Source organism: Streptomyces sp. NPDC054961, assembly GCF_053609145.1.
In genome coordinates, this window is sequence record NZ_JBSGWY010000017.1 from 23,419 (window position 1) to 46,523 (window position 23,105).

The window sequence follows — 23,105 nt, forward strand, 5'->3', positions numbered from 1 at the left end:
ACCGCGCCGCAGTACCCCCCGCACCACCCCCGTACGACAGCAGCCCGGAGGACCAGCGTGAACTTGCTGCTTGCCGAGGTGGCCCAGGCCACCCAGCGGCTGGCCGCCGCCGGCGTGCCCTCACCGCGTTTCGACGCGGAGGAGCTCGCCGCCTTCGTGCACGGCGTCAAACGGGGGGAACTGCACCACGTCAAGGACGCGGACTTCGACGCCCGGTACTGGGAGGCCGTCGCCCGCCGCGAGGCGCGCGAACCGCTCCAGCACATCACCGGCCGCGCCTTCTTCCGGTACCTGGAGCTCCAGGTCGGGCCCGGGGTCTTCGTACCCCGGCCCGAGACCGAGTCGGTCGTGGACTGGGCCATACAGGCCGTCCGGGCGATGGACGTGGTCGAGCCGCTGATCGTGGACCTGTGCACCGGCTCCGGCGCCATCGCGCTCGCCATGGCGCAGGAGGTGCCGCGCTCGCGCGTGCACGCCGTGGAGCTGTCCGAGGACGCCCTGCGGTGGACCCGCAAGAACGCCGAGGGCTCGCGGGTCACCGTCCACCAGGGCGACGCGCTCAGTGCCCTGCCGGAGCTGGACGGCCAGGTCGACCTGGTCATCTCCAACCCGCCGTACATCCCGCTCACCGAGTGGGAGTACGTGGCCCCCGAGGCCCGGGACCACGACCCCGAGATGGCGCTGTTCTCCGGTGAGGACGGCCTCGACACCATCCGGGGCATTGAGCGCACCGCCCACCGGCTGCTGCGGCCCGGTGGCATCGTCGTCATCGAGCACGCGGACACCCAGGGCGGCCAGGTCCCCTGGATCTTCGCCGAGGAGCGGGGCTGGGCCGACGCGGCCGACCACCCCGACCTGAACAACCGCCCGCGCTTCGCGACCGCTCGCAAGGCCCTGCCGTGACCGGCGTGACCTGCGAGAGCACTTCCGCCACCACCCTGCTGCACGAGGAGGCCCGCTGATGGCCCGGCGATACGACTGCAACGACGCGACGGACCGCAAGACGGGCCTGCGTGAAGCCGCATCCGCCGTGCGCCGCGGCGAGCTCGTCGTGCTGCCCACCGACACCCTGTACGGGATCGGCGCGGACGCCTTCAGCGCCGAGGCCGTCGGCGACCTGCTCGCCGCCAAGGGCCGCGGCCGCAACATGCCCACCCCCGTCCTCATCGGGTCCCCGAACACCCTCCACGGGCTGGTCACGGACTTCTCCGAGCAGGCGTGGGAGCTCGTCGACGCCTTCTGGCCGGGCGCGCTGACCCTCGTCGCCAAGCACCAGCCGTCGCTGGCCTGGGACCTGGGGGAGACCCGCGGGACCGTGGCCGTGCGCATGCCCCTGCACCCCGTCGCGATCGAGCTGCTGACCGAGGTCGGCCCGATGGCGGTGTCCTCGGCGAACCTGACCGGGCACCCGGCGCCCGAGGACTGCGACGCCGCGCGCGAGATGCTGGGCGACTCCGTGTCCGTGTACCTGGACGGCGGACCGACCCCGGGCATGCAGCCGTCGTCGATCGTCGACGTCACCGGGAAGGTTCCCGTCCTGCTGCGCGAGGGGGCGCTGACCGCCGAGCAGCTGCGGGAGGTCGTACCCGACCTCGAGGTGGCCCCGTGAGCCCTGAGGGGCGTGGCATAGCCGGGGGGTACCTCCCAGCGGTAGCTGGGGGAAGCAGCTCCTTCCGCATACTCCACGTCAGCACCGGCAACGTGTGCCGCTCGCCCATCACCGAGCGGCTGACCAGGCATGCCCTGTCGCACCGGCTGGGCGGTCTCGTGACCGGGGACCTCATCGTCGAGAGCGCGGGCACCTGGGGACACGAGGGTGCGCCCATGGAGGCCAACGCGGCCGCGGTGCTGGCGGACTTCGGAGCGGACGCGACCGGGTTCACCGGGCGGGAGCTGCTCGACGAGCACGTCATACGGGCGGACCTGGTGCTGACCGCCACGCGGGACCACCGGGCGCAGGTGATCTCGATGGGGCACTCGGCGGGACTGCGGACCTTCACGCTGAAGGAGTTCACGCGGCTGGTGCGCGCCATAGACCCGGCGACGCTGCCTCCGCTGGAGGACGGGATGGCCGAGCGGGCGCGGTCCCTGGTGCGGGCCGCCGCCGCGCTGCGCGGCTGGCTGCTGGCGCCCTCGCCGGACGCCGACGAGGTCTACGACCCGTACGGTGCTCCGATCACGTTCTTCCGGTCGATCGGCGACGAGATCAACCAGGCGCTGGACCCGGTGGTCACGGCCCTGACGGGCGTCACCGCCGCGCGCTGACCCCGCCGGTGCCCCGCGGGCCCCGACGGGCGGCCTGCCGCGAGGCGCGAAGCGCGGCCGCGGCCTACAGTGGCTGGTACCCGGTACCCCCTGGAGTCGCGCCATGAGCGTCATCACCGAGCCGACGGACCTGCTGCGCAGGCAGGACCCGCAGATGGCCGACGTGCTCGCCGGTGAGGCGCAGCGACAGGCCGGGTCCCTGCAGCTGATCGCCGCCGAGAACTTCACCTCTCCCGCCGTGCTCGCCGCACTCGGCTCCGCGCTCGCCAACAAGTACGCCGAGGGGTACCCCGGCGCCCGCTACCACGGTGGCTGCGAGTACGCCGACCTCGCGGAGCGGATCGCCGCGGAGCGGGCCTGCGCCCTCTTCGGGACCGCGCACGCCAACGTGCAGCCGCACTCCGGCTCCGCCGCGGTGCTGGCCGCGTACGCCGCGCTGCTGCGGCCCGGGGACACGGTGCTGGCCATGGGGCTGACCTCCGGGGGACACCTCACGCACGGTTCGCCCGCCAACTTCTCCGGGCGCTGGTTCGACTTCGTGCCCTACGGGGTGGACGCGGAGACCGGACGCGTCGACTACGAGCAGGTGCAGGAGCTCGCGCACGCCCACCGGCCCAAGGCCATCGTGTGCGGCTCCATCTCCTACCCCCGGCACCTCGAGTACTCCGCCTTCCGCGAGATCGCCGACGAGGTCGGGGCCTACCTCATCGCCGACGCCGCCCACCCCATCGGGCTGGTCGCGGGCGGCGCGGCGCCCAGCCCCGTGCCCTACGCGGACATCGTGTGCGCCACCACCCACAAGGTGCTCCGCGGCCCCCGCGGCGGGATGATCCTGTGCGGCGAGGAGTTCGCCGAGCGGATCGACCGCGCGGTGTTCCCCTTCACGCAGGGCGGCGCCCAGATGCACACGATCGCCGCCAAGGCGGTGGCTTTCGGGGAGGCCGCGGGGCCCGCGTTCACCTCCTACGCCCACCGCGTGGTCGCCAACGCGCGGACCCTGGCCGACGCGCTCGCGGACCGCGGGTTCGCCGTTACGACCGGGGGGACCGATACGCACCTGATCACCGCCGACCCGGCGCCGCTGGGCGTCGACGGCCCGACCGCGCGCGGCCGGCTCGCCGCCGCCGGGATGGTGCTGGACACCTGCGCCCTTCCTTACGGGGACCAGCGCGGGATCCGCCTGGGCACGGCGGCGGTGACCACGCAGGGGATGGGGGAGGCGGAGATGGGCCGGATCGCCGCGCTGTTCTCCGCCGCGCTGGGCGGCGGGGAGTCCACGAAGATCCGCAGGGACGTCAATGAGCTGGTGGTCGATTTTCCGCCGTACGGGGACGAATAGGGGCAAGCAGGAGGTACCGCAACCGGGGTACGGCCACCGTGCGTCCCCGACAGTGAGTACTTCGCAGCTAGTGTGTGGGGCTGAGATGGCCGGCGATACATCTGGGGCAGCCCGTGCGTGAATATCTGCTGACGCTTTGCGTCACGGTCGCGGTGACCTATCTGCTCACCGGGCCCGTGCGGAAGTTCGCGATCGCGGTCGGTGCGATGCCGGAGATCCGTGCCCGCGACGTGCACCGCGAGCCGACTCCGCGGCTCGGCGGCATCGCGATGTTCGGCGGGCTGTGCGCGGGCCTGCTCGTGGCCGACCACCTGCAGAACCTCAACGGCGTCTTCGAGCTGTCGAACGAGCCGCGCGCCCTGCTCTCCGGCGCGGCCCTGATCTGGCTGGTCGGCGTCCTCGACGACAAGTTCGAGCTGGACGCCCTGATCAAGCTCGGCGCCCAGATGATCTCCGCCGGCGTGATGTGCATGCAGGGCCTGACCATCCTGTGGATCCCGGTCCCGTGGATCGGGACGGTCGCCCTCACCCCGTGGCAGGGCAACCTGCTCACCGTGGCCCTCGTCGTGATCACCATCAACGCGGTGAACTTCGTGGACGGCCTCGACGGCCTCGCCGCCGGCATGGTCTGCATCGCGGCCGGCGCCTTCTTCCTCTACGCGTACCGGATCTGGTTCGGCTACGGCATCGAGGCGGCGGCCCCCGCGACCCTCTTCGCCGCGATCCTGATGGGCATGTGCCTCGGCTTCCTGCCGCACAACATGCACCCGGCCCGCATCTTCATGGGCGACTCGGGCTCGATGCTCATCGGCCTGGTGCTGGCCGCCGCCGCCATCTCCATCAGCGGTCAGGTGGACCCGGACGCGATGGCGCTCTTCGCGGGCGGCGAGCGCAACGCGACGCACGCGATGCTGCCGGTCTTCATCCCCCTGATCCTGCCCCTGACGATCATCGCGATCCCGATGGCGGACCTCGTCCTGGCCGTCGTGCGGCGCACCTGGAACGGGCAGTCGCCGTTCGCCGCGGACCGCGGACACCTCCACCACCGGCTGCTGGAGCTCGGGCACTCGCACAGCCGCGCGGTGCTGATCATGTATTTCTGGTCGGGGCTGATCGCCTTCGGCGCGGTGGCGTACTCGGTGCACTCCACCTCGATGTGGATCGTGCTGGCCATCGCCGCGCTGAGCGCGCTGGGGCTGCTCCTGCTCCTCCTGCCGCGCTTCTCGCCGCGGGCCCCGCAGTGGGCCGAGCGACTGGTCCCGCCGCGCTACCGGCACGCGGAGCGGGCGGCCGAGGCGGCCGTGCAGGACGCCTCCGCGGTGGAGCCGGAACCGGCGCGGCCGATCGCGGCCGGGGTGTCCGGCGTCAACGGGGCGACCGCGGTGGGCCCCCGTTCGCGCTTCCCCGACCGGCGTAAGGCCGGATCCTCGCGCTGACGGCGCGGGCTCATGTCGGACATGAACCCCCTTTACCAGACAAGGCGGTTGCCTGTCGTGCACACACGGGCGGGTTAGCCCTCATGTGTGACAGTCAGCACACTCACCAGGTAAAGCTCTCATCAAATACTTTGTGATACCGTTCACTAAACCCGGCGACAGAGCCGAAGGACCGTAGTGCGACGGTCCATTGGCCCGAGGTCCCCTCTCGGACCGGGCTTACGCTCGTCCCGTACGAGTCCCTTGCCCCCACCACCACGCGGAGCAAACCGCCATGCGGTCAGATGACGTCCGAACCCTTCTGCAAGCCGCCGTACCCACTGCTGTCGCCGGCGCGGTAGCCGCCGTCATCAGCGGTGTCACGGTCGGCGGCAAGGGGGCCGTGGGCGCCCTCGTGGCAACCGTGCTGGTGTTGCTGTTCATGGGCGGGGGGTTCCTCGTGCTGCAGCGCACCGCGAGATCGATGCCGAACCTGTTCCAGGCCATGGGGCTCTTGCTCTACACGGTCCAGATCCTGTTGCTCTTCGTCTTTCTCGCCGTGTTCAAGAACACGACGCTGTTCCACCCCAAGGCCTTCGCGCTCACGCTCGTCGCCACCACCCTCGTGTGGATCGGCGCACAGGCGCGTGCTCACATGAAGGCCAAGATCCTTTACGTCGAACCGGAATCGAGCAAGGGCGACAAGCCCGGAAATTCGGGACCGAAGCCGTGAAGGGTAGGGGCGGGATAAGCGGGTGTTCGGGATCCTGCTATCGTCCGGTTCCAACTGCGGCAATGCGGGCGCGGGCATCTGAGCTGACGCCTGTTCCATCGCGAGGCTCGATGCCTGATCGCCGCCCCCCCATCCGAAATACCAGTCCAGTGCCGAACAGCGGCTGTCCGCCGCGCCGACACAACGAGGTTGCCGTACCTATGCGCCACGCTGAAGGAGCCCGCGGTGAGTGCTGACCTGACGCAGGTGCTCGCTTTCGAGACCGACTGTCACATCTTCGACGGATGTGGCTTCCCCGGCCCGGGCCTGCACTCGTTCCTCTTCGAGCCGCTGTGGGGCGAACCCGGCACCACGAGTACGTACTTCAACAAGCCGATGCTGCTGGCCCTGCTGGGCTCGCTGATCATCGTCGCGTTCTTCTGGGCCGCGTTCCGGAAGCCGAAGGTCGTACCGGGCAAGCTTCAGATGACCGCGGAGGCCGGCTACGACTTCGTGCGTCGCGGCATCGTCTACGAGACGCTGGGCAAGAAGGAGGGCGAGAAGTACGTCCCCTTCATGGTCTCGCTGTTCTTCTTCGTCTGGGTCCTGAACGTCTGGTCGATCGTCCCGCTGGCCCAGTTCCCGGTGACCTCGATCATCGCGTACCCGGCGATCCTGGCGATCATGGTCTACCTGATCTGGATGTCCGTGACGTTCAAGCGCCACGGCTTCGTCGGCGGCTTCAAGAACCTCACCGGATACGACAAGAGCCTCGGCCCGGTGCTGCCGCTCGTCATGGTCATCGAGTTCTTCTCGAACGTCCTGGTGCGCCCGTTCACCCACGCGGTCCGACTGTTCGCGAACATGTTCGCCGGTCACACCCTGCTGCTGCTCTTCACGATCGCCAGCTGGTACCTGCTGAACGGCATCGGCATCGCCTACGCCGGAGTCTCGTTCGTGATGGTCATCGTGATGACCGCCTTCGAGCTCTTCATCCAGGCCGTCCAGGCGTACGTCTTCGTCCTCCTGGCCTGCAGCTTCATCCAGGGCGCGCTCGCCGAGCACCACTGAGCCAGGCTCGCCCCACAAACCCCCTGTCGTCCGGTGGCCAACCCCCACCGGTCCGTGAAAGAGAAGGAAGAACTGGCATGTCCCAGATCCTCGCTGCCGCCGAAGGCGTCACCGGCTCCCTCAGCTCTGTCGGCTACGGCCTCGCGGCCATCGGCCCCGGCGTCGGCGTCGGCATCATCTTCGGTAACGGTACGCAGGCTCTCGCCCGTCAGCCCGAGGCTGCCGGTCTGATCCGCGCCAACCAGATCCTCGGCTTCGCCTTCTGTGAGGCGCTCGCCCTCATCGGTCTCGTCATGCCGTTCGTCTACTAAGACGAACCCGACGACTAGTCCGAAACGACGAAAGGCACTGATGTGAACCTCATGGTTCTCGCGGCTGAGATGGAAAACCCTCTCGTCCCGCCGATCCCCGAGCTCGTCATCGGTCTGATCGCCTTCGTCATCGTCTTCGGTTTCCTCGCGAAGAAGCTCCTCCCGAACATCAACAAGGTTCTGGACGAGCGCCGCGAGGCCATCGAAGGCGGTATCGAAAAGGCTGAGGCCGCTCAGACCGAGGCTCAGAGCGTGCTGGAGCAGTACAAGGCCCAGCTCGCCGAAGCCCGGCACGAGGCCGCTCGCCTGCGCCAGGACGCCCTGGAGCAGGGCACTGCGCTCAAGGAAGAACTCCGCGCAGAGGGCCAGCGGCAGCGTGAGGAGATCATCGCTGCCGGTCACGCCCAGATCGAGGCCGACCGCAAGGCCGCCTCTTCGGCGCTCCGTCAGGACGTGGGCAAGCTCGCCACCGACCTGGCCGGAAAGCTCGTCGGCGAGTCCCTCGAGGACCACGCCCGGCAGAGCCGCACGATCGACCGCTTCCTCAGCGAGCTCGAGGAGAAGGCCGAGGCGGCCCGATGAACGGAGCGAGCCGCGACGCGCTGGCCGCCGCTCGTGAGCGTCTCGACGCGCTGACGGACAACACGTCCGTGGACGCGGCGAAGCTCGCGGGCGAGCTGGCGGCCGTCACCGCGCTGCTCGACCGTGAGGTCTCGCTGCGTCGGGTCATCACGGACCCGGCGCAGTCCGGCGAGGCCAAGGCCGAGCTGGCCAACCGGCTGCTGGGCGGACAGGTGGGCGGGGAGACCCTCGACCTGGTGTCCGGCATGGTCCGGTCCCGCTGGTCGCAGTCCCGTGACCTGGTCGACTCGCTCGAGAGGCTGGCGGCCACCGCCGACCTCACGGCGGCCCAGAGCACCGGCGCACTCGACAACGTGGAAGACGAGCTGTTCCGCTTCGGCCGGATCGTCACCTCGAGCACCGAGCTGCGGGCGGCACTGACCGACCGGTCGGCGACCGTCGCCGCCAAGAGCGCGCTGCTGCGCAGCCTGCTCGGCGGCAAGACGAACGCCGTCACGGAGCGCCTCGTCACGCGTCTCGTCACGCACCCGCGTGGACGTAGCCTGGAAGCGGGCCTCGAGTCCCTTTCCACGCTCGCCGCCGAGCGCCGCAACCGCATGGTCGCCACGGTGACCACCGCGATTGCGCTCAGCGACGTGCAGAAGCAGCGTCTCGGTGCTGTCCTGGCCAAGCTGTACGGCCGCGAGATGCACCTGAACCTGGACGTGGACCCCGAGGTCCTCGGCGGGATCTCGGTGCGTGTCGGCGACGAGGTCATCGACGGAACCATCGCGGAGCGCCTTTCCGAGGCGTCCCGCCGCATGGCCGGCTGACCAGCCACTTATAACAAAGCATTCCTAGCGGCCCGGTTGGGCCGTGCAGAACTTGCAGAAGATTCCTGGGGGTAGCCCCCAGACCCCTAAGAAGCTTCAGGCCCAACAAGGAGAGCAGGGAACCCAGATGGCGGAGCTCACGATCCGGCCGGAGGAGATCCGGGACGCACTGGAGAACTTTGTCCAGTCGTACCAGCCGGACGCGGCCTCGCGCGAGGAGGTCGGTACGGTCAGCGTTGCCGGCGACGGCATCGCGAAGGTGGAGGGCCTGCCCTCCGCCATGGCGAACGAGCTGCTGAAGTTCGAGGACGGGACCCTCGGTCTCGCCCTGAACCTCGACGAGCGCGAGATCGGTGCGGTCGTCCTCGGCGAGTTCAGCGGTATCGAGGAGGGCCAGCCGGTGCAGCGCACCGGTGAGGTGCTCTCCGTCGGCGTCGGCGAGGGTTACCTCGGCCGCGTCGTCGACCCGCTCGGCAACCCGATCGACGGCCTCGGCGAGATCGCGACCGAGGGCCGCCGCGCCCTCGAGCTGCAGGCCCCCGGCGTCATGGTCCGCAAGTCGGTCCACGAGCCGATGCAGACCGGCTACAAGGCGATCGACGCGATGGTGCCGGTCGGCCGTGGTCAGCGTCAGCTGATCATCGGTGACCGTCAGACCGGCAAGACCGCTCTGGCCGTCGACACGATCATCAACCAGCGCGACAACTGGCGCTCGGGCGACGTGAACAAGCAGGTCCGCTGCATCTACGTCGCCATCGGCCAGAAGGGCTCGACCATCGCGTCCGTTCGCGGCGCCCTGGAAGACGCCGGCGCGCTCGAGTACACGACGATCGTCGCCGCCCCGGCGTCCGACCCGGCCGGCTTCAAGTACCTGGCGCCGTACACCGGTTCGGCCATCGGCCAGCACTGGATGTACGCCGGCAAGCACGTCCTGATCATCTTCGACGACCTGTCGAAGCAGGCCGACGCCTACCGCGCCGTGTCGCTGCTGCTGCGCCGTCCGCCGGGCCGCGAGGCCTACCCGGGCGACGTCTTCTACTTGCACTCCCGTCTGCTGGAGCGCTGCGCCAAGCTCTCCGACGACATGGGTGCCGGTTCGATGACCGGTCTTCCGATCGTCGAGACCAAGGCGAACGACGTGTCGGCGTTCATCCCGACCAACGTCATCTCCATCACCGACGGCCAGTGCTTCCTCGAGTCCGACCTGTTCAACGCGGGCCAGCGCCCGGCGCTGAACGTCGGTATCTCGGTCTCCCGCGTCGGTGGCTCGGCCCAGCACAAGGCCATGAAGCAGGTTTCCGGCCGTCTGCGCCTGGACCTCGCCCAGTACCGCGAGCTGGAGGCGTTCGCCGCCTTCGGTTCCGACCTGGACGCCGCTTCGAAGAACTCGCTGGAGCGCGGCAAGCGCCTCGTCGAGCTGCTGAAGCAGGGCCAGTACCAGCCGATGCCCGTCGAGGAGCAGGTCATCTCCGTCTGGGCCGGTACCACCGGCAAGATGGACGACGTCCCGGTCAACGACATCCGTCGCTTCGAGTCGGAGCTGCTGGAGCACCTGCGCGTCACGCGCAAGGACCTCCTCACCTCCATCGCCGACGGCGGCAAGATGTCGGACGACACCCTCACCTCCATCGCTGACGCCATCGCGGACTTCAAGCGTGGGTTCGAGACCTCGGACGGCAAGCTCCTGGGCGAGGACGCGCCGGCCGTCAACGTCTCCAAGTGACGACGGAAGGGACCTGACTCATGGGAGCGCAGCTCCGGGTCTACAAGCGTCGCATCCGTGCCGTCACGGCGACCAAGAAGATCACCAAGGCGATGGAAATGATCGCCGCCTCGCGCATCGTCAAGGCGCAGCGCAAGGTGGCGGCATCGATGCCGTACGCGACCGAGCTCACCCGTGCGGTGACCGCGGTGGCGACCGGTTCGAACACCAAGCACGCCCTGACGACCGAGGTCGAGGCGCCGACCCGTGCCGCGGTCCTGCTCATCACGAGCGACCGTGGTCTGGCCGGCGGCTACTCCTCGAACGCCATCAAGCAGGCGGAGCAGCTTTCCGAGCGGCTCCGCGGCGAGGGCAAGGAGGTCGACACGTTCATCGTCGGCCGTAAGGGTGTGGCCTACTACGCCTTCCGCGAGCGCAAGGTCGCGGAGTCGTGGACCGGCTTCACCGACAGCCCGGCCTACGGCGACGCCAAGCGCGTCGCGGCGCCGCTGATCGAGGCCATCCAGACGGACACGGCCGAGGGCGGCGTCGACGAGCTGCACATCGTCTACACGGAATTCGTGTCGATGATGACGCAGAACGCGGTGGACGGCCGGATGCTGCCGCTCAGCCTCGACCAGGCTGCGGAGGAGAGCGGTACGAAGGGCGAGATCCTTCCGCTGTTCGACTTCGAGCCGTCGGCGGAGGACGTCCTCGACGCCCTCCTGCCGCGCTACGTCGAGAGCCGCATCTACAACGCACTGCTGCAGTCGGCCGCTTCCGAGCACGCCGCCCGCCGTCGTGCGATGAAGTCGGCTACCGACAACGCCGGGGATCTCATCAAGAGCCTCTCCCGGCTTGCCAACGCGGCCCGCCAGGCCGAAATCACCCAGGAAATCAGCGAGATCGTCGGTGGCGCGAGCGCCATGGCTGACGCGACCGCGGGGAGTGACAAGTAATGACGACCACTGTTGAGACGGCCGCCGCCACGGGCCGCGTCGCCCGGGTCATCGGCCCGGTCGTCGACGTGGAGTTCCCCGTCGACGCCATGCCCGAGATCTACAACGCGCTGAAGGTCCAGGTGGCCGACCCGGCCCAGGACGGCGCGCTCAAGACGCTGACCCTGGAAGTCGCCCAGCACCTGGGTGACGGCCTGGTCCGCACCATCTCCATGCAGCCCACCGACGGTCTGGTCCGCCAGGCCCCGGTGACCGACACGGGCGAGGGCATCACCGTCCCCGTCGGTGACTTCACCAAGGGCAAGGTGTTCAACACCCTCGGTGAGGTGCTGAACTACCCGGAGGAGAACGCCAACGTCACCGAGCGCTGGCCGATCCACCGCAAGGCGCCCCGATTCGACGAGCTCGAGTCGAAGACCGAGATGTTCGAGACCGGCGTCAAGGTCATCGACCTTCTCACCCCGTACGTCAAGGGTGGAAAGATCGGTCTGTTCGGTGGTGCCGGTGTCGGCAAGACCGTTCTGATCCAGGAAATGATCTACCGCGTCGCCAACAACCACGACGGTGTGTCGGTCTTCGCGGGCGTCGGTGAGCGTACCCGTGAGGGCAACGACCTCATCGAGGAAATGGCCGACTCCGGCGTCATCGACAAGACGGCGCTCGTCTTCGGCCAGATGGACGAGCCCCCGGGCACCCGTCTTCGCGTCGCCCTGGCCGGTCTGACCATGGCGGAGTACTTCCGCGATGTGCAGAAGCAGGACGTGCTCTTCTTCATCGACAACATCTTCCGTTACACCCAGGCCGGTTCGGAGGTGTCGACCCTTCTGGGCCGCATGCCGTCCGCCGTGGGTTACCAGCCGAACCTGGCTGACGAGATGGGTCTGCTGCAGGAGCGCATCACCTCGACCCGCGGTCACTCGATCACCTCGATGCAGGCGATCTACGTCCCCGCGGACGACCTGACCGACCCGGCGCCGGCCACCACCTTCGCCCACCTCGACGCGACGACGGTTCTTTCCCGTCCGATCTCCGAGAAGGGCATCTACCCGGCCGTGGACCCGCTGGACTCGACGTCCCGCATCCTCGACCCGCGGTACATCGCGGCGGACCACTACGCCACCGCGATGCGCGTCAAGGGGATCCTCCAGAAGTACAAGGACCTCCAGGACATCATCGCGATCCTCGGTATCGACGAGCTGGGCGAGGAGGACAAGCTCGTTGTCCACCGTGCCCGTCGTGTCGAGCGCTTCCTGTCGCAGAACACGCACGTCGCCAAGCAGTTCACCGGCGTCGACGGTTCGGACGTTCCGCTCGACGAGTCGATCGTCGCCTTCAACGCGATCTGCGACGGCGACTACGACCACTTCCCCGAGCAGGCGTTCTTCCTGTGCGGTGGCATTGAGGACCTCAAGGCCAACGCCAAGGAGCTGGGCGTCTCCTGAAGCCGCGCTCCTCGCGAGCACAGCTGAATGACGGAGAGGGGCGGGTGTGTCCCGTCCCTCTCCCCACGCCCATTAGAATTTGACCCAACACCCGGCTTTCCCGCCGGGTGGTGACCCGAGGAGCCACCTTGGCTGCTGAGCTGCACGTCGAGCTGGTCGCGGCGGACCGTAGTGTCTGGTCCGGCGAGGCCACCCTGGTTGTCGCCCGCACCACGTCCGGCGACATCGGCGTCATGCCCGGTCACCAGCCGCTTCTCGGTGTGCTGGAATCGGGCCCGGTGACCATCCGTACCGTCGGTGGCGACACTGTCATCGCCGCGGTGCACGGCGGATTCATCTCGTTCGCGGACAACAAGCTGTCCCTGCTGGCCGAGATCGCCGAGCTTGCCGACGAGATCGATGTCGAGCGGGCGGAGCGGGCACTGGAGCGCGCGAAGTCGGAGACCGATGGGGCCGCCGAACGTCGCGCCGATGTCCGGTTGCGCGCGGTTTCGGGGCGCTGAACCCCGGTACCGGTAAGAGTGTGAAACCTCAGCCGCGGTCCGGTCTGGAACATTCCAGACCGGGTCGCGGCTGAGGCGATGCAGGTCGCTCCCGGACTCCGTCCGGGAGGCGTCCCCGTCGTACGAGGTATTCGATGAGCGAGGAGGTCGGTGAAAGATGCTCCTCGCTCTGCTTGTGAGCGGCCTGGTCGTAGCCCTGGTGGTGATCGGGTTGTTCGTCTTCGCGTTGCGCCGCAGGCTGATCCAGCGTTCCGGTGGCACCTTCGACTGCAGCCTGCGCTGGGGCGTGGCCGAAGAGCTCGACATCTCCGGCAAGGGCTGGGTGTACGGGGTCGCGCGCTACAGCGGTGACCGCGTCGACTGGTTCCGCGTCTTCAGTTACTCCCCCCGGCCGCGCCGGCTGCTGGAGCGGTCCTCCATCGAGGTCATCGCCCGCCGCGCCCCCGAGGGCGAGGAGGAGCTGGCCCTGCTGTCCGACGCCGTGGTGCTCTGCTGCCGCCACCGGGGGACCCGCCTGGAACTGGCGATGAGCGATGACGCGCTGACCGGTTTCCTGGCCTGGCTCGAGGCCGCGCCTCCCGGGCAGCGGGTCAACGTGGCCTGAGGCCCCGCGGGGCTCACCGCGCGGGCCGCGGTACCGCGCGGGCGCGCAGCACGTGAAGAAGCCGGGGAGACGGGGGCGGACCCGTCTCCCCGGCTTCGTCCTTCACCGGCCGGCGCGGGGGGCTACTGCAGGCCGGTGTGGATCGCGGTGGCGAGCTCGCCGTTGGCGGTGTCGCCGCTGAACTCCCAGGAGAACGCGCCCCTGAGGCCCTGCTGCTTCACCCAGCTCATCTTGCCCGCGATGGTGGCGGGGGTGTCGTAGCTCCACCAGTTGCTGCCGCACTTGGCGTACGCCGTGCCGGCGACGGTGCCGGTCGACGGGCAGCTGCTCTTGAGGACCTTGTAGTCCTCGATGCCCTGTTCGTAGGTGCCGGGGGCCGGTCCGGTGGCGGCGCCGCCGGGGGCGGCCTGGGTGACGCCGGTCCAGCCGCGGCCGTAGAAGCCGATGCCGAGGTTGAGCTTGGAACCGGCGATGCCCTTGCCCTTGAGCTTGGTGATCGCGGCCTCGGAGTTGAAGCCGGCGATCGGGATGCCGGCGTAGGAGGTGAGCGGGGAGTGCGGGGCCGTCGGGCCCTTGGCGTCCCACGCGCCGAAGAAGTCGTACGTCATGACGTTGTAGAAGTCGACGTACTGGGCCGCGCCCGCGTAGTCGGCGAGGTCGAGCTTGCCGCCGTTGGAGCCGTCGGCGGAGATCGCGGCGGTGACCAGGTTGCTGCCGCCGAACTTGGCGCGCAGCGCGGAGAGCACGTTCTTCAGGGAGGCGGCCCCGCTGGTGTCGCAGGACAGGCCGCAGGCGTTCGGGTACTCCCAGTCGATGTCGATGCCGTCGAAGACGTCGGCCCAGCGCGGGTCCTCGACCAGGTCGTAGCAGGACTGGGCGAAGGCGGCGGGGTTGGCCGCGGCCTGGCCGAAGCCGCCGGACCAGGTCCAGCCGCCGAAGGAGTACAGGACCTTGATGTTCGGGTACTTCTTCTTCAGCTGGCGCAGCTGGTTGAAGTTGCCCGCGACCGGCTGGTCCCAGGTGTCGGCGACGCCGGAGACGCTGGAGGAGGCGTCGTAGGTCTTCTGGTAGTCGGCGTACGCGTCACCGATGGTGCACTTGCCGCCCTGGACGTTGCCGAAGGCGTAGTTGATGTGCGTGATCTTCGCGGCGGTGCCCGAGGTGACCAGGTTCTTCACGTGGTAGTTGCGCTGGTAGACGCCCCAGTCGGTGAAGTAGCCGAGCTTGACGGCGGAGCCGGGGTTGCCCGGGTCGGGCGGGGTGGTGCCGCCGGTGGTGGTCACCGACAGGCTGCCGGAGGAGGGACCGGTCTGGTCGGCGGTGTCGCGGGCGGTGACGGTGTAGCCGTAGGTCGTGCCCTTGGTCAGGCCCGAGTCGGTGTACGAGGGGGTGGTCACCGTGGCGATCTTGGCGCCGTCGCGGTAGACGTCGTAGTTCTTGACGCCCTTGTCGTCGGTGGCCGCGGACCAGCCGAGCGTCAGTCCGGTGTCCGTGACGCCGCTGGCCGTGGGGGTGCCGGGGGCGCCGGGCGGGCTGTCGGCGGGGGTGGTGCCGCCGTCGCAGGTGCCGCCGTTGACCTTGCAGCCGCTGGGTGCGCCGGAGCCGGTGCCGTTGAAACCGAAGCTGATGGTCGCGCCCGGCGCGAGGGTGCCGTTCCAGCCGACGTTCTTGCCGGTCCAGTGGGTGCCGGAGCTGGTGACGGTGGCGTCCCATGCGGAGGTGACGGCGGTGCCGGACGGGTAGTCCCACTCCACGGTCCAGCTGCTGAGGGTGGTCGTGCCGGTGTTCTTCACCGTCCACTTGCCCTCGAAGCCGGAGCCCCAGTCGGAGACCTTGGTGTACGTCGCGGTCGCCGATGCGGCGGCCTCGGCGGGGGCGGCGATGGCCACCAGCCCGGCGACGGGCAGGGCGAGGACGGCCAGGGTGGCCGCCACTCTTCGGAAAAACGGTGCGCGTCGAGGGGGTGCTGTGCTCAAGGGTGCTCCTCCGAGGTCCGTCGCGGCCGTGGGGACGGCCGCGGCATGGGGGTGGGACCTGCGCCGCCCGTGAGCGTGCCCGACATGATCTTTTTGTCATGGCACGCTCACCACAGTTGGGTTGGAGGGTAGAAAGGTCTGGACCAAGCGTCAAGAGGTCCAGACCTCCCGGAGAAGCCCCCGGCCCGTTCCCGCCCCCGCTCCCCACCGGGCCTCCACCGCGCCGCTACTGGATCCCCAACTCCCGTGCCAGCACCGCGGCTTGTACCCGGCTGCGCAGCTCCAGCTTCCCCAGCACCCTGCTGACGTGCGTCTTCACCGTCGCCTCCGCCATCTCCAGGCGCACCGCGATCTCCGCGTTCGACAGCCCCGCGCCCAGGGAGCCCAGCACCTCCCGCTCCCGCCGGGTCAGCGCCTCCACCGCCGCGGGCACGGGAACCCGTACGGGCCGGGGAGCCGCGAACTCGGCGATCAGCCGCCGGGTCACCGCCGGGGCGATCAGGCCCTCGCCGCGCGCGACCGTCCGTACGGCCTCGATCAGCTCGGCCGCCTCCGCGCTCTTCAGCAGGAAGCCCGCCGCGCCGGCGCGCAGCGCCCCGAAGACGTACGCGTCGAGGTCGAAGGTCGTGAGCACGAGAACGTCCGCCAGTCCCTGCGCCACCACCTGGCGGGTCGCCGACACCCCGTCCAGGCGCGGCATCTGCACGTCCATGAGCACCAGGTCCGGCCGCAGCTCCCGGGCCAGCCGCACCGCCTCCTCCCCGTCGGCGGCCTCGCCCACCACCTCGATGTCGCCCGCGCTGCGCAGGATCAGCACCAGCCCGGCCCGCACCGCGCTCTGGTCCTCCGCCACCACGACCCTGATCGCCGTCATGCCCGTACCGCCTTCTCCTCGGCGGGCAGCGCTGCCCGCACCCGCCATGCCGCGCCGTGGCGGCCCGCCTCGAACCGGCCGCCCAGCAGTTCCGTCCGTTCCCGCATGCCGATCAGGCCGGCCCCGGAGCCCGGGGCGCGCGGCCCGGGCCGGTCCCCGTAGGGGGAGTCGACCTCCACGGTCAGCAGGCCCCCTTCGGCGCGGTCGTGGGTCAGGCGGACGGTGACCGTGCCCGGGGCGGCGTGCTTGAGGGCGTTCGTCAGCGATTCCTGGACGATCCGGTACGCCGCCATCCCCACTGGGGCCGGCGGCGGTTCGCCGGGATCCCCGGGTCTCCCGGGCCCGGGGGAGCGGCCGTCGAGGAGGACGAAGTCCAGCCCGCTCGCCGCTCCGTTCGTCCGGGCCTGCTCCAGCAGGGCGTCGAGCCCGTCCAGCGAGGGCATGGCGGCCGGCTCCTGCCCGGAGCCCGCGCCCGCGTCCCGCAACAGCCCGATCAACCGGCGCATTTCGGCCAGCCCCTGGACGCTGTTCTCCCGGATCACCGCGAGGGAGTCGCGGCTGGTGGCGGGGGAGTCGATGGAGAGCGCGGCCGTGGAGTGGATGGCGATGGCGGAGAGGTGGTTGGCCACCATGTCGTGCAGCTCGCGGGCCATCCGGGCGCGTTCCGCGACCACGGCCTGGGCGCGGTCCATCTCGGCGAGCAGCGCGGTCTGCCCGGCGCGCAGCCGGGCGGCCTCGGCGGCCTCGCGGTGGTTGCGCAGCGTGGCTCCGGTCAGGGCCGGCCCGAAGCACACGATGCCGGTGACCATGCCGATCATCAGGGCCTGCGGGGTGCGCAGCCAGGCCACGGACGCGATGGTGACGGCGATGGTGATCATGCCGGTGGTGACCGGAAGGCGGCGGGCCATGGCGGGCTTGCCGTAGACGACCGCCGAGTACATCAGGTCGGTGAAGATCAGGACGGTGGCCAGATTTCCCACCGTGAACTGGTCGGCGATCACCCCGGCGGTGCCGACGGCCAGGGTCACGCGGGGCGCGCTGCGCCGCAGCGGCTCCATCGCGCCGAGGGCGGCGAGGGGGACCAGGGCCGCCCAGTCGGGGAGCAGGTTGCGGGAGGGGGAGCTGTACACCCCGAGCGACCACAGGAGCAGGCCCGCGGCGAGGCTGATGACGGCCAGGAGGACGTCGTGGCGGTGGGGGGCGGCTCTCTTCGGGGTCACTTCCCCATCCAACAGGACGCGGTGGGCGCGGACATCGCCACCGAGGCCGAGGGCCGGTACATCGAAGGATGCAGCGCGCCCCGCCGCCCGCCGCCCTTCGTCACCGGCGACGGGGAAACGGGGCGAAGGGGGCGAAGGGGGCGAAGGGGCGAAGGGGACGGGAAGCCGGGAGCCGTCCCCCACCGCCGCGGGAAGGAAGGGGGCCCGTGCGCGTCACCCCGATCCGCCCCGTGCGCGCCGTGGCCGAAACGGGCGCCCGCGGCGGTCCGGCCGCAGGCGCACGGGTGTCAGCGTTCGCCGCCCGGGACCCACAGCACGTCTCCGACCTCCTTGTTGGCCGTTCGGGCCAGGATGAACAGGAGGTCGGAGAGGCGGTTGAGGTAGGTGGCCGTCAGCGGGTTCATCACGTCGCCGTGCACCTCCAGGGCCGCCCAGGTGGAACGCTCCGCGCGGCGGACCACCGTGCAGGCCTGGTGGAGCAGGGCCGCGCCGGGGGTGCCGCCGGGGAGGATGAAGCTGCGGAGCTTCTCCAGCTCCTCGTTGAAGCGGTCGCAGTCCGCCTCCAGCGCGTCGATGTAGAACTGCTCGACGCGCAGCGGGGGATACTCCGGCTTCTCGACGACGGGCGTGCACAGGTCCGCGCCGACGTCGAACAGGTCGTTCTGCACCCGGACCAGGACCTTCGCGACATCAGCGGACAGTCCGCCGAGCGCGATCGCCGTCCCGATGGCCGCGTTGGCCTCGTTGGCGTCGGCGTAGGCCGAGATCCGCAGGTCGGTCTTGGCGGTCCGGCTCATGTCGCCGAGGGCCGTCGTGCCCTGGTCGCCGGTGCGGGTGTAGATGCGCGTGAGGTTCACCATGCCCGCCAGCGTAGTTGGGGGCGGAGGAGCCCGCGGGCCAACTGGGGCCCCCTGGCGCACTGCTGGGCCGTACCGGTGTGATGTCCGTCATCTGAGACGTGACGCGTGTTACTTCGCGGTCACACCACCCCTCACGGGCGCTAGTCTCCGCCGGAGAAGGTACGAGACCGTGCCGTATCGAAGGCCGTGCCGTACTGAAGGCCGTGCCGTATTGAAGAGCGTGGGGTGTGCAGTGGCAGGGAAGCTCGCCGTCATCGGTGCCGGACTGATGGGTTCCGGAATCGCGCAGGTCTCCGCTCAGGCGGGTTGGGACGTCGTGCTGCGCGATGTCACCGACGCCGCGCTGACCCGGGGGACCGACGGGATCAAGGCTTCGTACGACAAGTTCGTCTCGAAGGGCAAGCTGACCGCCGAGGACGCCGAGGCCGCGCTGGCCCGCATCACGACCAGCACCGACCTCGAGGCGGTCGCCGACGCCGACATCGTCGTCGAGGCCGTCTTCGAGAAGCTGGAGGTCAAGCACGAGATCTTCCGCGCGCTCGACAAGCTCGTGCGCGAGGACGCGATCCTCGCCTCCAACACCTCGGCCATCCCGATCACCAAGATCGCGGCCGTGACGGAGCGTCCGGAGCGGGTCGTCGGCGCGCACTTCTTCTCGCCCGTCCCGATGATGCAGCTGTGCGAGCTCGTGCGCGGCTACAAGACGAGCGACGAGACCCTCGCCACCACCCGGGCGTTCGCCGAGTCCGTCGGCAAGACCTGCATCGTGGTCAACCGCGACGTCGCCGGCTTCGTGACGACCCGTCTGATCTCCGCGCTGGTCGTCGAAGCCGCGAAACTGTACGAATCGGGCGTCGCGTCCGCCGAGGACATCGACATCGCCTGCAAGCTCGGCTTCGGTCACGCGATGGGCCCGCTGGCCACCGCCGACCTCACCGGCGTCGACATCCTGATGCACGCCACCAGCAACATCTACACCGAGTGCCAGGACGAGAAGTTCGCGCCGCCGGAGCTCATGCGCCGCATGGTGGACGCGGGCGACATCGGCCGCAAGAGCGGTCAGGGCTTCTACAAGCACTGAACCGGGGGCCGGCGGCGGCGCCGGGCCGGGACGGTGCGTTCGAACACCGTTCTTCACCCCTCGGAGTGAATTTGGTATCGGTTCGCTCACGGTCGGCAACTTCCCTGCCCCTGAGGCAGTCAGTTGCATTGAGAGTTGCCGACCACGGACCAGTCGGACCATATGTACGCAGTACCGCACTGCCGGGAGCACACATGCACATCAGGGGCGACCATGCCGAACTCGCTGTCGGGGGCCGCCTCGACGTGCGCAGCGCGGCGGACGCCCGGACGGCCCTGCACACCGCCCTCGACGACGGGCGCGGCGACCTCGTGCTGGACCTCACCGGGCTCGACTCCTGGGACGCGACCGGCCTGGGCGTGATCATGGGCGCACACCGCCGGGCCGGCCGGACCGGCCGGCGGCTCGTCCTGCGCGGGGTCCCCCCGCAGATGCAGCGGCTGCTCGTCGCCACCCGCCTGCACCGGATCCTCGCGATCGAGGGCGGCCTCGAAGCGGAGTCCCTGCCGCGCGTCTGATCCTGCGGACCTCGGGTGTACACCCTCTGCAGAAACGTAACGGTCCGGTGGTGAAGACACCCCCTGAGGTTCCGGCACGGCCGGGCACGGTCTAGGGTTCGGGCGGAAACCGGACCAGTAGCGACAGCGGCGTGAGCGAAGGCCGGGCGACAGACGGCAACGACGGCGCAGGGCGCGATCGGGGGACTTGGTCATGGACCGCACTCAGGGGCAGGCTGCCGGGACGGCGGAGGCACCGGCACGGGTCGTGACGCTGACCGCCGGGGACTTCACCCTCACGGTGAACCCCGTCGACGGCAGCGAGATCGAGCCGACTCACCGGCCCGGCGGCGATCCCGCCCGTCTCCCCGCCAAGCGCACCCCCGCCGCCCGCACCTCGGCCGCGGCCGCCGCACGGCCCCCCGTACCGCCGGGTGCCCCGGCGGGCCCGCGCCGGCTGCTCGGCCGCGCGGAGGAGCGCGAGCGCCTCGTACGGCTCCTCGGGCGCGGCCGCTCCGTCCGCCTGACCGGTCCTCCCGGATCCGGCCGTACGGCGCTGCTCGACTCCGTCGCCGAAGTCTGCGCGGACATGGCCCCCGACGGGGTCGTACGCCTCTCCGCGCACGGGCACCAGCAGGCCGGCGAGCTGCTCCACGCGCTGTACGCCGCCGTCTACGAGGCCCCGGCCGAGCGGCTGGACCGGGCCGAACTCCTCGCCCGCGTCAGGGAGATCGGAGCCGTCGTCCTCCTCGACGACCTCGACATGGGAGGCCCCGCGCTCGACGAGCTGCTGCGGGCCACGCCGGAGTGCGCCTACCTGCTGGCCGCCACCCCCGACACCCGGTCCCCCTCCGACGACTCGCACCTCGAAGAGGTGTTCCTCGCCGGGCTGGCCCGCGCCGACTGCGCGGCCCTGCTCGAGGCGGGCATCGGGCGCCCCCTGACCGACGAGGAGACGGCCTGGGCGGGCGACCTGTGCTTCGCCTCCGAGGGGCTGCCGCTGCGCTTCGTGCAGGCCGCCGCCCTGCTGCGCCGGCGCGACGAACTGAACCGGGCGGACGGCGAGGACGAGGACGAGGAGCCCGGCGTCTTCGAGGAGCGCCCGCGCGACGCGTCCCTCATACCGCTGCCCACGCGCGCCGAGGGCGCGGCCCCGGCGGAACTGCTGGCCTCGCGGGTCAGCGAGTCGGCGCGGGCCGCCCTGCGGATCGCCTGCGCGCTGGGCGGGGAGCTGCCGCACCACGCGCACCTGCCGGCGCTGGTCGGCGACACGCACGCCGACCTGGCGGTGGGCGAGCTGCTCGGCTGCGGGCTGCTGACCCCCGTCGGGACGCGCTACCGGCTCGCCGCCGGGGTCGCCCGGCAGCTGGAGGAGGCCGGGTACGGGGACACGGCGGCCGAGGGGGCCCGTACGGCCGCCCGGCACTACGCCTGGTGGACCGGGCACACCTCGGTGACCCCGGAGCGGGTCGCGGCGGAGGCCGACGCGGTGCTCGCGGCGCTGGCCGGGGCCGACGTGGTGGCCGCGGTCCTGCTGGCGCGCACGGCGGCCCCCGCGTTCGCGGCCTCGCTGCACTGGGAGGCGTGGGAGCGGGTGCTGCGCTCGGGCGCGGAGGCCGCGCGCAAGGCGGGAGAGGTCGCGGAGCAGGCGTACTTCCACCACGAACTCGGGGTACTGGCCCTGTGCGAGGGACGGCTCGACCGGGCGCGGGCGGAGCTGGAGGCCTCGATCGGGCTGCGCGGGGCCCTCGCCGACAAGCGGGGGACCGTGGCGGGCCGGCGTGCGCTCGCGCTGGTCACCGACCGGGAGAAGGCGGGGGTGGAGGTCTCGCCGCCGCTGCGGCTGGCCGCGCCGGGCGTGGCCGGGACCCCGGCCACGACTTCGACCGCGAACCCGTCCGCGGCCCTGCCGGCGTCCGGGCCCCGTGCCGGGACCGTTCCGGGGGCCGGGTCCGTCCCCGGGGCCGCGGGTCCGGTCTCGGTTCCCGCTTCCGCCGGAGCCCTGGTGAAGCCCGCGGGCGGGGTGGCTCCGCAGGGCCCCGGGGGCCTGCCGGTTCCGCGCGGCCCGGTCAGCACCGGGGCCCAGGGGGCCCAGCGGGTTCCGGGGACCTCGGAGGCGGTGACCACCGTCGTACCGGCGATCGCGCCGCCGGGCTCGGTCTCGCCCGCGACCCTGGCGGAGGTGTTCGAGGACGCCTTCCCCCTCAGCCCGGAGCCGGGCCCGGTCCCGGCCCCCGAAAAGCCCTCACCGCGGCGGGAGTCCCGCCGCAGGCCGGTCCTGCTGGCCGCGGCCGGGGCGCTGACGGTGGCGGTGCTGGGCACCGTGGTCGCGCTGGCCATGAACGCGTCCGAGGAAGCGCTGCCCCCGGTCCAGGGCCCGGGCGTCTCGACCACCCCGACGACGCCGGACGCGCCTGCGTCGCCCGGCGACCCGGGCACGGGCGGGAACGATCCTGCCGCGCCGGATCCGGAGACCTCGGCTCCCGCCGCGGCGGAGCCGAGCGCCGGCCCGTCGCCGCGGAAGTCCCCGTCGCGCAAGCCCTCGCCGACTCCGCACTCCTCGACTCCGGGGAACCCGTCCCCGCCGCCGTCGTCCTCGAGCCCGTCCGCGCCGACGCCGAGCCAGCCGGAACCGCCGACCCCGACGGCCCCGACCGCCACGGCGACCACGCCGACGACACCGACGGGGACGGTGGGGTCGCCGGCCTGACCGGCAGCCGGCCCGGGCGCAGACACGGATACGAACACGGATACGAACACGGACCCGGGGACGGACCCGGGTCCGTGCCCGGTCCCCGGCACAAAAAGCGGTGCATTTGGTGCGCGATGGCGCCCCATGGGTTTTAGTGGAGGACGAAACAAGGCAATCCCCGGGCCCGA

Annotated in this window: 22 protein-coding genes; 18 read left to right on the forward strand and 4 right to left on the reverse strand. The window is 70.8% G+C overall.

Going from position 1 to position 23,105, the window contains the following annotated elements; all coding sequences use genetic code 11:
- The first annotated feature begins 57 nt into the window (after positions 1-57).
- The 15 genes from prmC to ACWF9Z_RS17355 all read left to right on the forward strand — a co-directional run bounded on the left by prmC (position 58) and on the right by ACWF9Z_RS17355 (position 13,717).
- Positions 58-903, forward strand: coding sequence for a peptide chain release factor N(5)-glutamine methyltransferase (prmC, locus tag ACWF9Z_RS17285; RefSeq protein WP_254384242.1), 846 nt, complete (start codon positions 58-60; stop codon positions 901-903).
- 58 nt (positions 904-961) lie between these two features.
- Positions 962-1,609, forward strand: coding sequence for an L-threonylcarbamoyladenylate synthase (locus tag ACWF9Z_RS17290; protein WP_356649338.1), 648 nt, complete (start codon positions 962-964; stop codon positions 1,607-1,609).
- Positions 1,606-2,265, forward strand: coding sequence for an arsenate reductase/protein-tyrosine-phosphatase family protein (locus tag ACWF9Z_RS17295; RefSeq protein ID WP_453602982.1), 660 nt, complete (start codon positions 1,606-1,608; stop codon positions 2,263-2,265). The genes ACWF9Z_RS17290 and ACWF9Z_RS17295 overlap by 4 nt, the downstream gene beginning before the upstream one ends.
- Positions 2,266-2,368: 103 nt before the next feature.
- Positions 2,369-3,604, forward strand: coding sequence for a serine hydroxymethyltransferase (locus ACWF9Z_RS17300; protein ID WP_453602984.1), 1,236 nt, complete (start codon positions 2,369-2,371; stop codon positions 3,602-3,604).
- 101 nt (positions 3,605-3,705) lie between these two features.
- Entirely contained in the window at positions 3,706-5,040 is a 1,335-nt protein-coding gene (locus tag ACWF9Z_RS17305) for an MraY family glycosyltransferase (RefSeq protein ID WP_453603132.1), read from the forward strand.
- 274 nt (positions 5,041-5,314) lie between these two features.
- Positions 5,315-5,752: a hypothetical protein gene (locus tag ACWF9Z_RS17310; RefSeq protein WP_453602986.1), complete on the forward strand. Its 438-nt coding sequence runs from the start codon at positions 5,315-5,317 to the stop codon at positions 5,750-5,752.
- Positions 5,753-5,962: 210 nt separating this feature from the next.
- Complete coding sequence (atpB, locus tag ACWF9Z_RS17315; RefSeq protein ID WP_453603133.1) at positions 5,963-6,802, forward strand: F0F1 ATP synthase subunit A; 840 nt, start codon at positions 5,963-5,965, stop codon at positions 6,800-6,802.
- A 77-nt stretch (positions 6,803-6,879) separates the two neighbouring features.
- Positions 6,880-7,113 carry an ATP synthase F0 subunit C gene (gene atpE / locus ACWF9Z_RS17320; RefSeq protein ID WP_030857147.1) on the forward strand — a complete coding sequence of 78 codons (234 nt, stop codon included), beginning with the start codon at positions 6,880-6,882 and terminating at the stop codon, positions 7,111-7,113.
- A 69-nt stretch (positions 7,114-7,182) separates the two neighbouring features.
- Complete coding sequence (locus ACWF9Z_RS17325; RefSeq protein WP_453602988.1) at positions 7,183-7,695, forward strand: F0F1 ATP synthase subunit B; 513 nt, start codon at positions 7,183-7,185, stop codon at positions 7,693-7,695.
- Positions 7,692-8,507 carry a F0F1 ATP synthase subunit delta gene (locus ACWF9Z_RS17330; protein WP_453602990.1) on the forward strand — a complete coding sequence of 272 codons (816 nt, stop codon included), beginning with the start codon at positions 7,692-7,694 and terminating at the stop codon, positions 8,505-8,507. Before ACWF9Z_RS17325 ends, ACWF9Z_RS17330 begins: the two co-directional genes overlap by 4 nt.
- 127 nt (positions 8,508-8,634) lie before the next feature.
- A complete protein-coding gene (gene atpA, locus ACWF9Z_RS17335) occupies positions 8,635-10,230 on the forward strand; it encodes a F0F1 ATP synthase subunit alpha (RefSeq protein WP_453602992.1) in 1,596 nt (531 codons plus the stop codon).
- A gap of 20 nt (positions 10,231-10,250) precedes the next feature.
- Positions 10,251-11,168, forward strand: a complete 918-nt coding sequence (locus tag ACWF9Z_RS17340; RefSeq protein ID WP_453602994.1) for a F0F1 ATP synthase subunit gamma — start codon at positions 10,251-10,253, stop codon at positions 11,166-11,168.
- Positions 11,168-12,610 (forward strand): F0F1 ATP synthase subunit beta, encoded by a 1,443-nt coding sequence (gene atpD / locus ACWF9Z_RS17345; RefSeq protein WP_356649330.1) that lies wholly within the window; start codon positions 11,168-11,170, stop codon positions 12,608-12,610. Before ACWF9Z_RS17340 ends, atpD begins: the two co-directional genes overlap by 1 nt.
- Positions 12,611-12,738: 128 nt before the next feature.
- Positions 12,739-13,113, forward strand: a complete 375-nt coding sequence (locus ACWF9Z_RS17350; RefSeq protein ID WP_356649329.1) for a F0F1 ATP synthase subunit epsilon — start codon at positions 12,739-12,741, stop codon at positions 13,111-13,113.
- Positions 13,114-13,270: 157 nt separating this feature from the next.
- A complete protein-coding gene (locus ACWF9Z_RS17355) occupies positions 13,271-13,717 on the forward strand; it encodes a DUF2550 domain-containing protein (RefSeq protein ID WP_356649328.1) in 447 nt (148 codons plus the stop codon).
- Positions 13,718-13,839: 122 nt separating this feature from the next.
- Here the strand turns inward: ACWF9Z_RS17355 and ACWF9Z_RS17360 are convergent, their stop codons facing one another.
- The 4 genes from ACWF9Z_RS17360 to ACWF9Z_RS17375 all read right to left on the reverse strand — a co-directional run bounded on the left by ACWF9Z_RS17360 (position 13,840) and on the right by ACWF9Z_RS17375 (position 18,647).
- Complete coding sequence (locus ACWF9Z_RS17360; protein ID WP_453602996.1) at positions 13,840-15,651, reverse strand: glycosyl hydrolase family 18 protein; 1,812 nt, start codon at positions 15,649-15,651, stop codon at positions 13,840-13,842.
- Between the two features lie 268 nt (positions 15,652-15,919).
- Positions 15,920-16,567, reverse strand: coding sequence for a response regulator (locus ACWF9Z_RS17365; protein WP_453602998.1), 648 nt, complete (start codon positions 16,565-16,567; stop codon positions 15,920-15,922).
- Complete coding sequence (locus ACWF9Z_RS17370; RefSeq protein WP_453602999.1) at positions 16,564-17,787, reverse strand: sensor histidine kinase; 1,224 nt, start codon at positions 17,785-17,787, stop codon at positions 16,564-16,566. Before ACWF9Z_RS17370 ends, ACWF9Z_RS17365 begins: the two co-directional genes overlap by 4 nt.
- Positions 17,788-18,074: 287 nt before the next feature.
- The gene (locus ACWF9Z_RS17375) at positions 18,075-18,647 is read right to left on the reverse strand and encodes a cob(I)yrinic acid a,c-diamide adenosyltransferase (protein ID WP_453603001.1); all 573 of its coding nucleotides are present in this window, start codon (positions 18,645-18,647) and stop codon (positions 18,075-18,077) included.
- A gap of 232 nt (positions 18,648-18,879) precedes the next feature.
- Here ACWF9Z_RS17375 and ACWF9Z_RS17380 point away from each other — a divergent pair, with 232 nt between their 5' ends.
- The 3 genes from ACWF9Z_RS17380 (at position 18,880) to ACWF9Z_RS17390 (ending at position 22,935) form a co-directional block, all read left to right on the forward strand.
- Positions 18,880-19,728, forward strand: coding sequence for a 3-hydroxyacyl-CoA dehydrogenase family protein (locus ACWF9Z_RS17380; protein ID WP_453603003.1), 849 nt, complete (start codon positions 18,880-18,882; stop codon positions 19,726-19,728).
- A gap of 194 nt (positions 19,729-19,922) precedes the next feature.
- Positions 19,923-20,246 carry an STAS domain-containing protein gene (locus ACWF9Z_RS17385; protein WP_030708167.1) on the forward strand — a complete coding sequence of 108 codons (324 nt, stop codon included), beginning with the start codon at positions 19,923-19,925 and terminating at the stop codon, positions 20,244-20,246.
- A 193-nt stretch (positions 20,247-20,439) separates the two neighbouring features.
- Positions 20,440-22,935, forward strand: a complete 2,496-nt coding sequence (locus ACWF9Z_RS17390; protein WP_453603005.1) for an ATP-binding protein — start codon at positions 20,440-20,442, stop codon at positions 22,933-22,935.
- The last annotated feature ends 170 nt before the right edge of the window (positions 22,936-23,105 follow it).

Bases quoted from the DNA above. Each gene is read 5' to 3' on its own strand.
- atpA (WP_453602992.1), top strand. From the start codon at position 8,635: ATGGCGGAGCTCACGATCCGGCCGGAGGAGATCCGGGACGCACTGGAG.
- ACWF9Z_RS17365 (WP_453602998.1), bottom strand. From the start codon at position 16,567: ATGACGGCGATCAGGGTCGTGGTGGCGGAGGACCAGAGCGCGGTGCGG.
- ACWF9Z_RS17390 (WP_453603005.1), top strand. From the start codon at position 20,440: ATGGACCGCACTCAGGGGCAGGCTGCCGGGACGGCGGAGGCACCGGCA.
- atpD (WP_356649330.1), top strand. From the start codon at position 11,168: ATGACGACCACTGTTGAGACGGCCGCCGCCACGGGCCGCGTCGCCCGG.
- ACWF9Z_RS17310 (WP_453602986.1), top strand. From the start codon at position 5,315: ATGCGGTCAGATGACGTCCGAACCCTTCTGCAAGCCGCCGTACCCACT.
- ACWF9Z_RS17290 (WP_356649338.1), top strand. From the start codon at position 962: ATGGCCCGGCGATACGACTGCAACGACGCGACGGACCGCAAGACGGGC.
- atpE (WP_030857147.1), top strand. From the start codon at position 6,880: ATGTCCCAGATCCTCGCTGCCGCCGAAGGCGTCACCGGCTCCCTCAGC.
- ACWF9Z_RS17385 (WP_030708167.1), top strand. From the start codon at position 19,923: ATGCACATCAGGGGCGACCATGCCGAACTCGCTGTCGGGGGCCGCCTC.
- ACWF9Z_RS17300 (WP_453602984.1), top strand. From the start codon at position 2,369: ATGAGCGTCATCACCGAGCCGACGGACCTGCTGCGCAGGCAGGACCCG.
- ACWF9Z_RS17355 (WP_356649328.1), top strand. From the start codon at position 13,271: ATGCTCCTCGCTCTGCTTGTGAGCGGCCTGGTCGTAGCCCTGGTGGTG.
- ACWF9Z_RS17375 (WP_453603001.1), bottom strand. From the start codon at position 18,647: ATGGTGAACCTCACGCGCATCTACACCCGCACCGGCGACCAGGGCACG.
- ACWF9Z_RS17340 (WP_453602994.1), top strand. From the start codon at position 10,251: ATGGGAGCGCAGCTCCGGGTCTACAAGCGTCGCATCCGTGCCGTCACG.
- ACWF9Z_RS17330 (WP_453602990.1), top strand. From the start codon at position 7,692: ATGAACGGAGCGAGCCGCGACGCGCTGGCCGCCGCTCGTGAGCGTCTC.
- ACWF9Z_RS17325 (WP_453602988.1), top strand. From the start codon at position 7,183: ATGGAAAACCCTCTCGTCCCGCCGATCCCCGAGCTCGTCATCGGTCTG.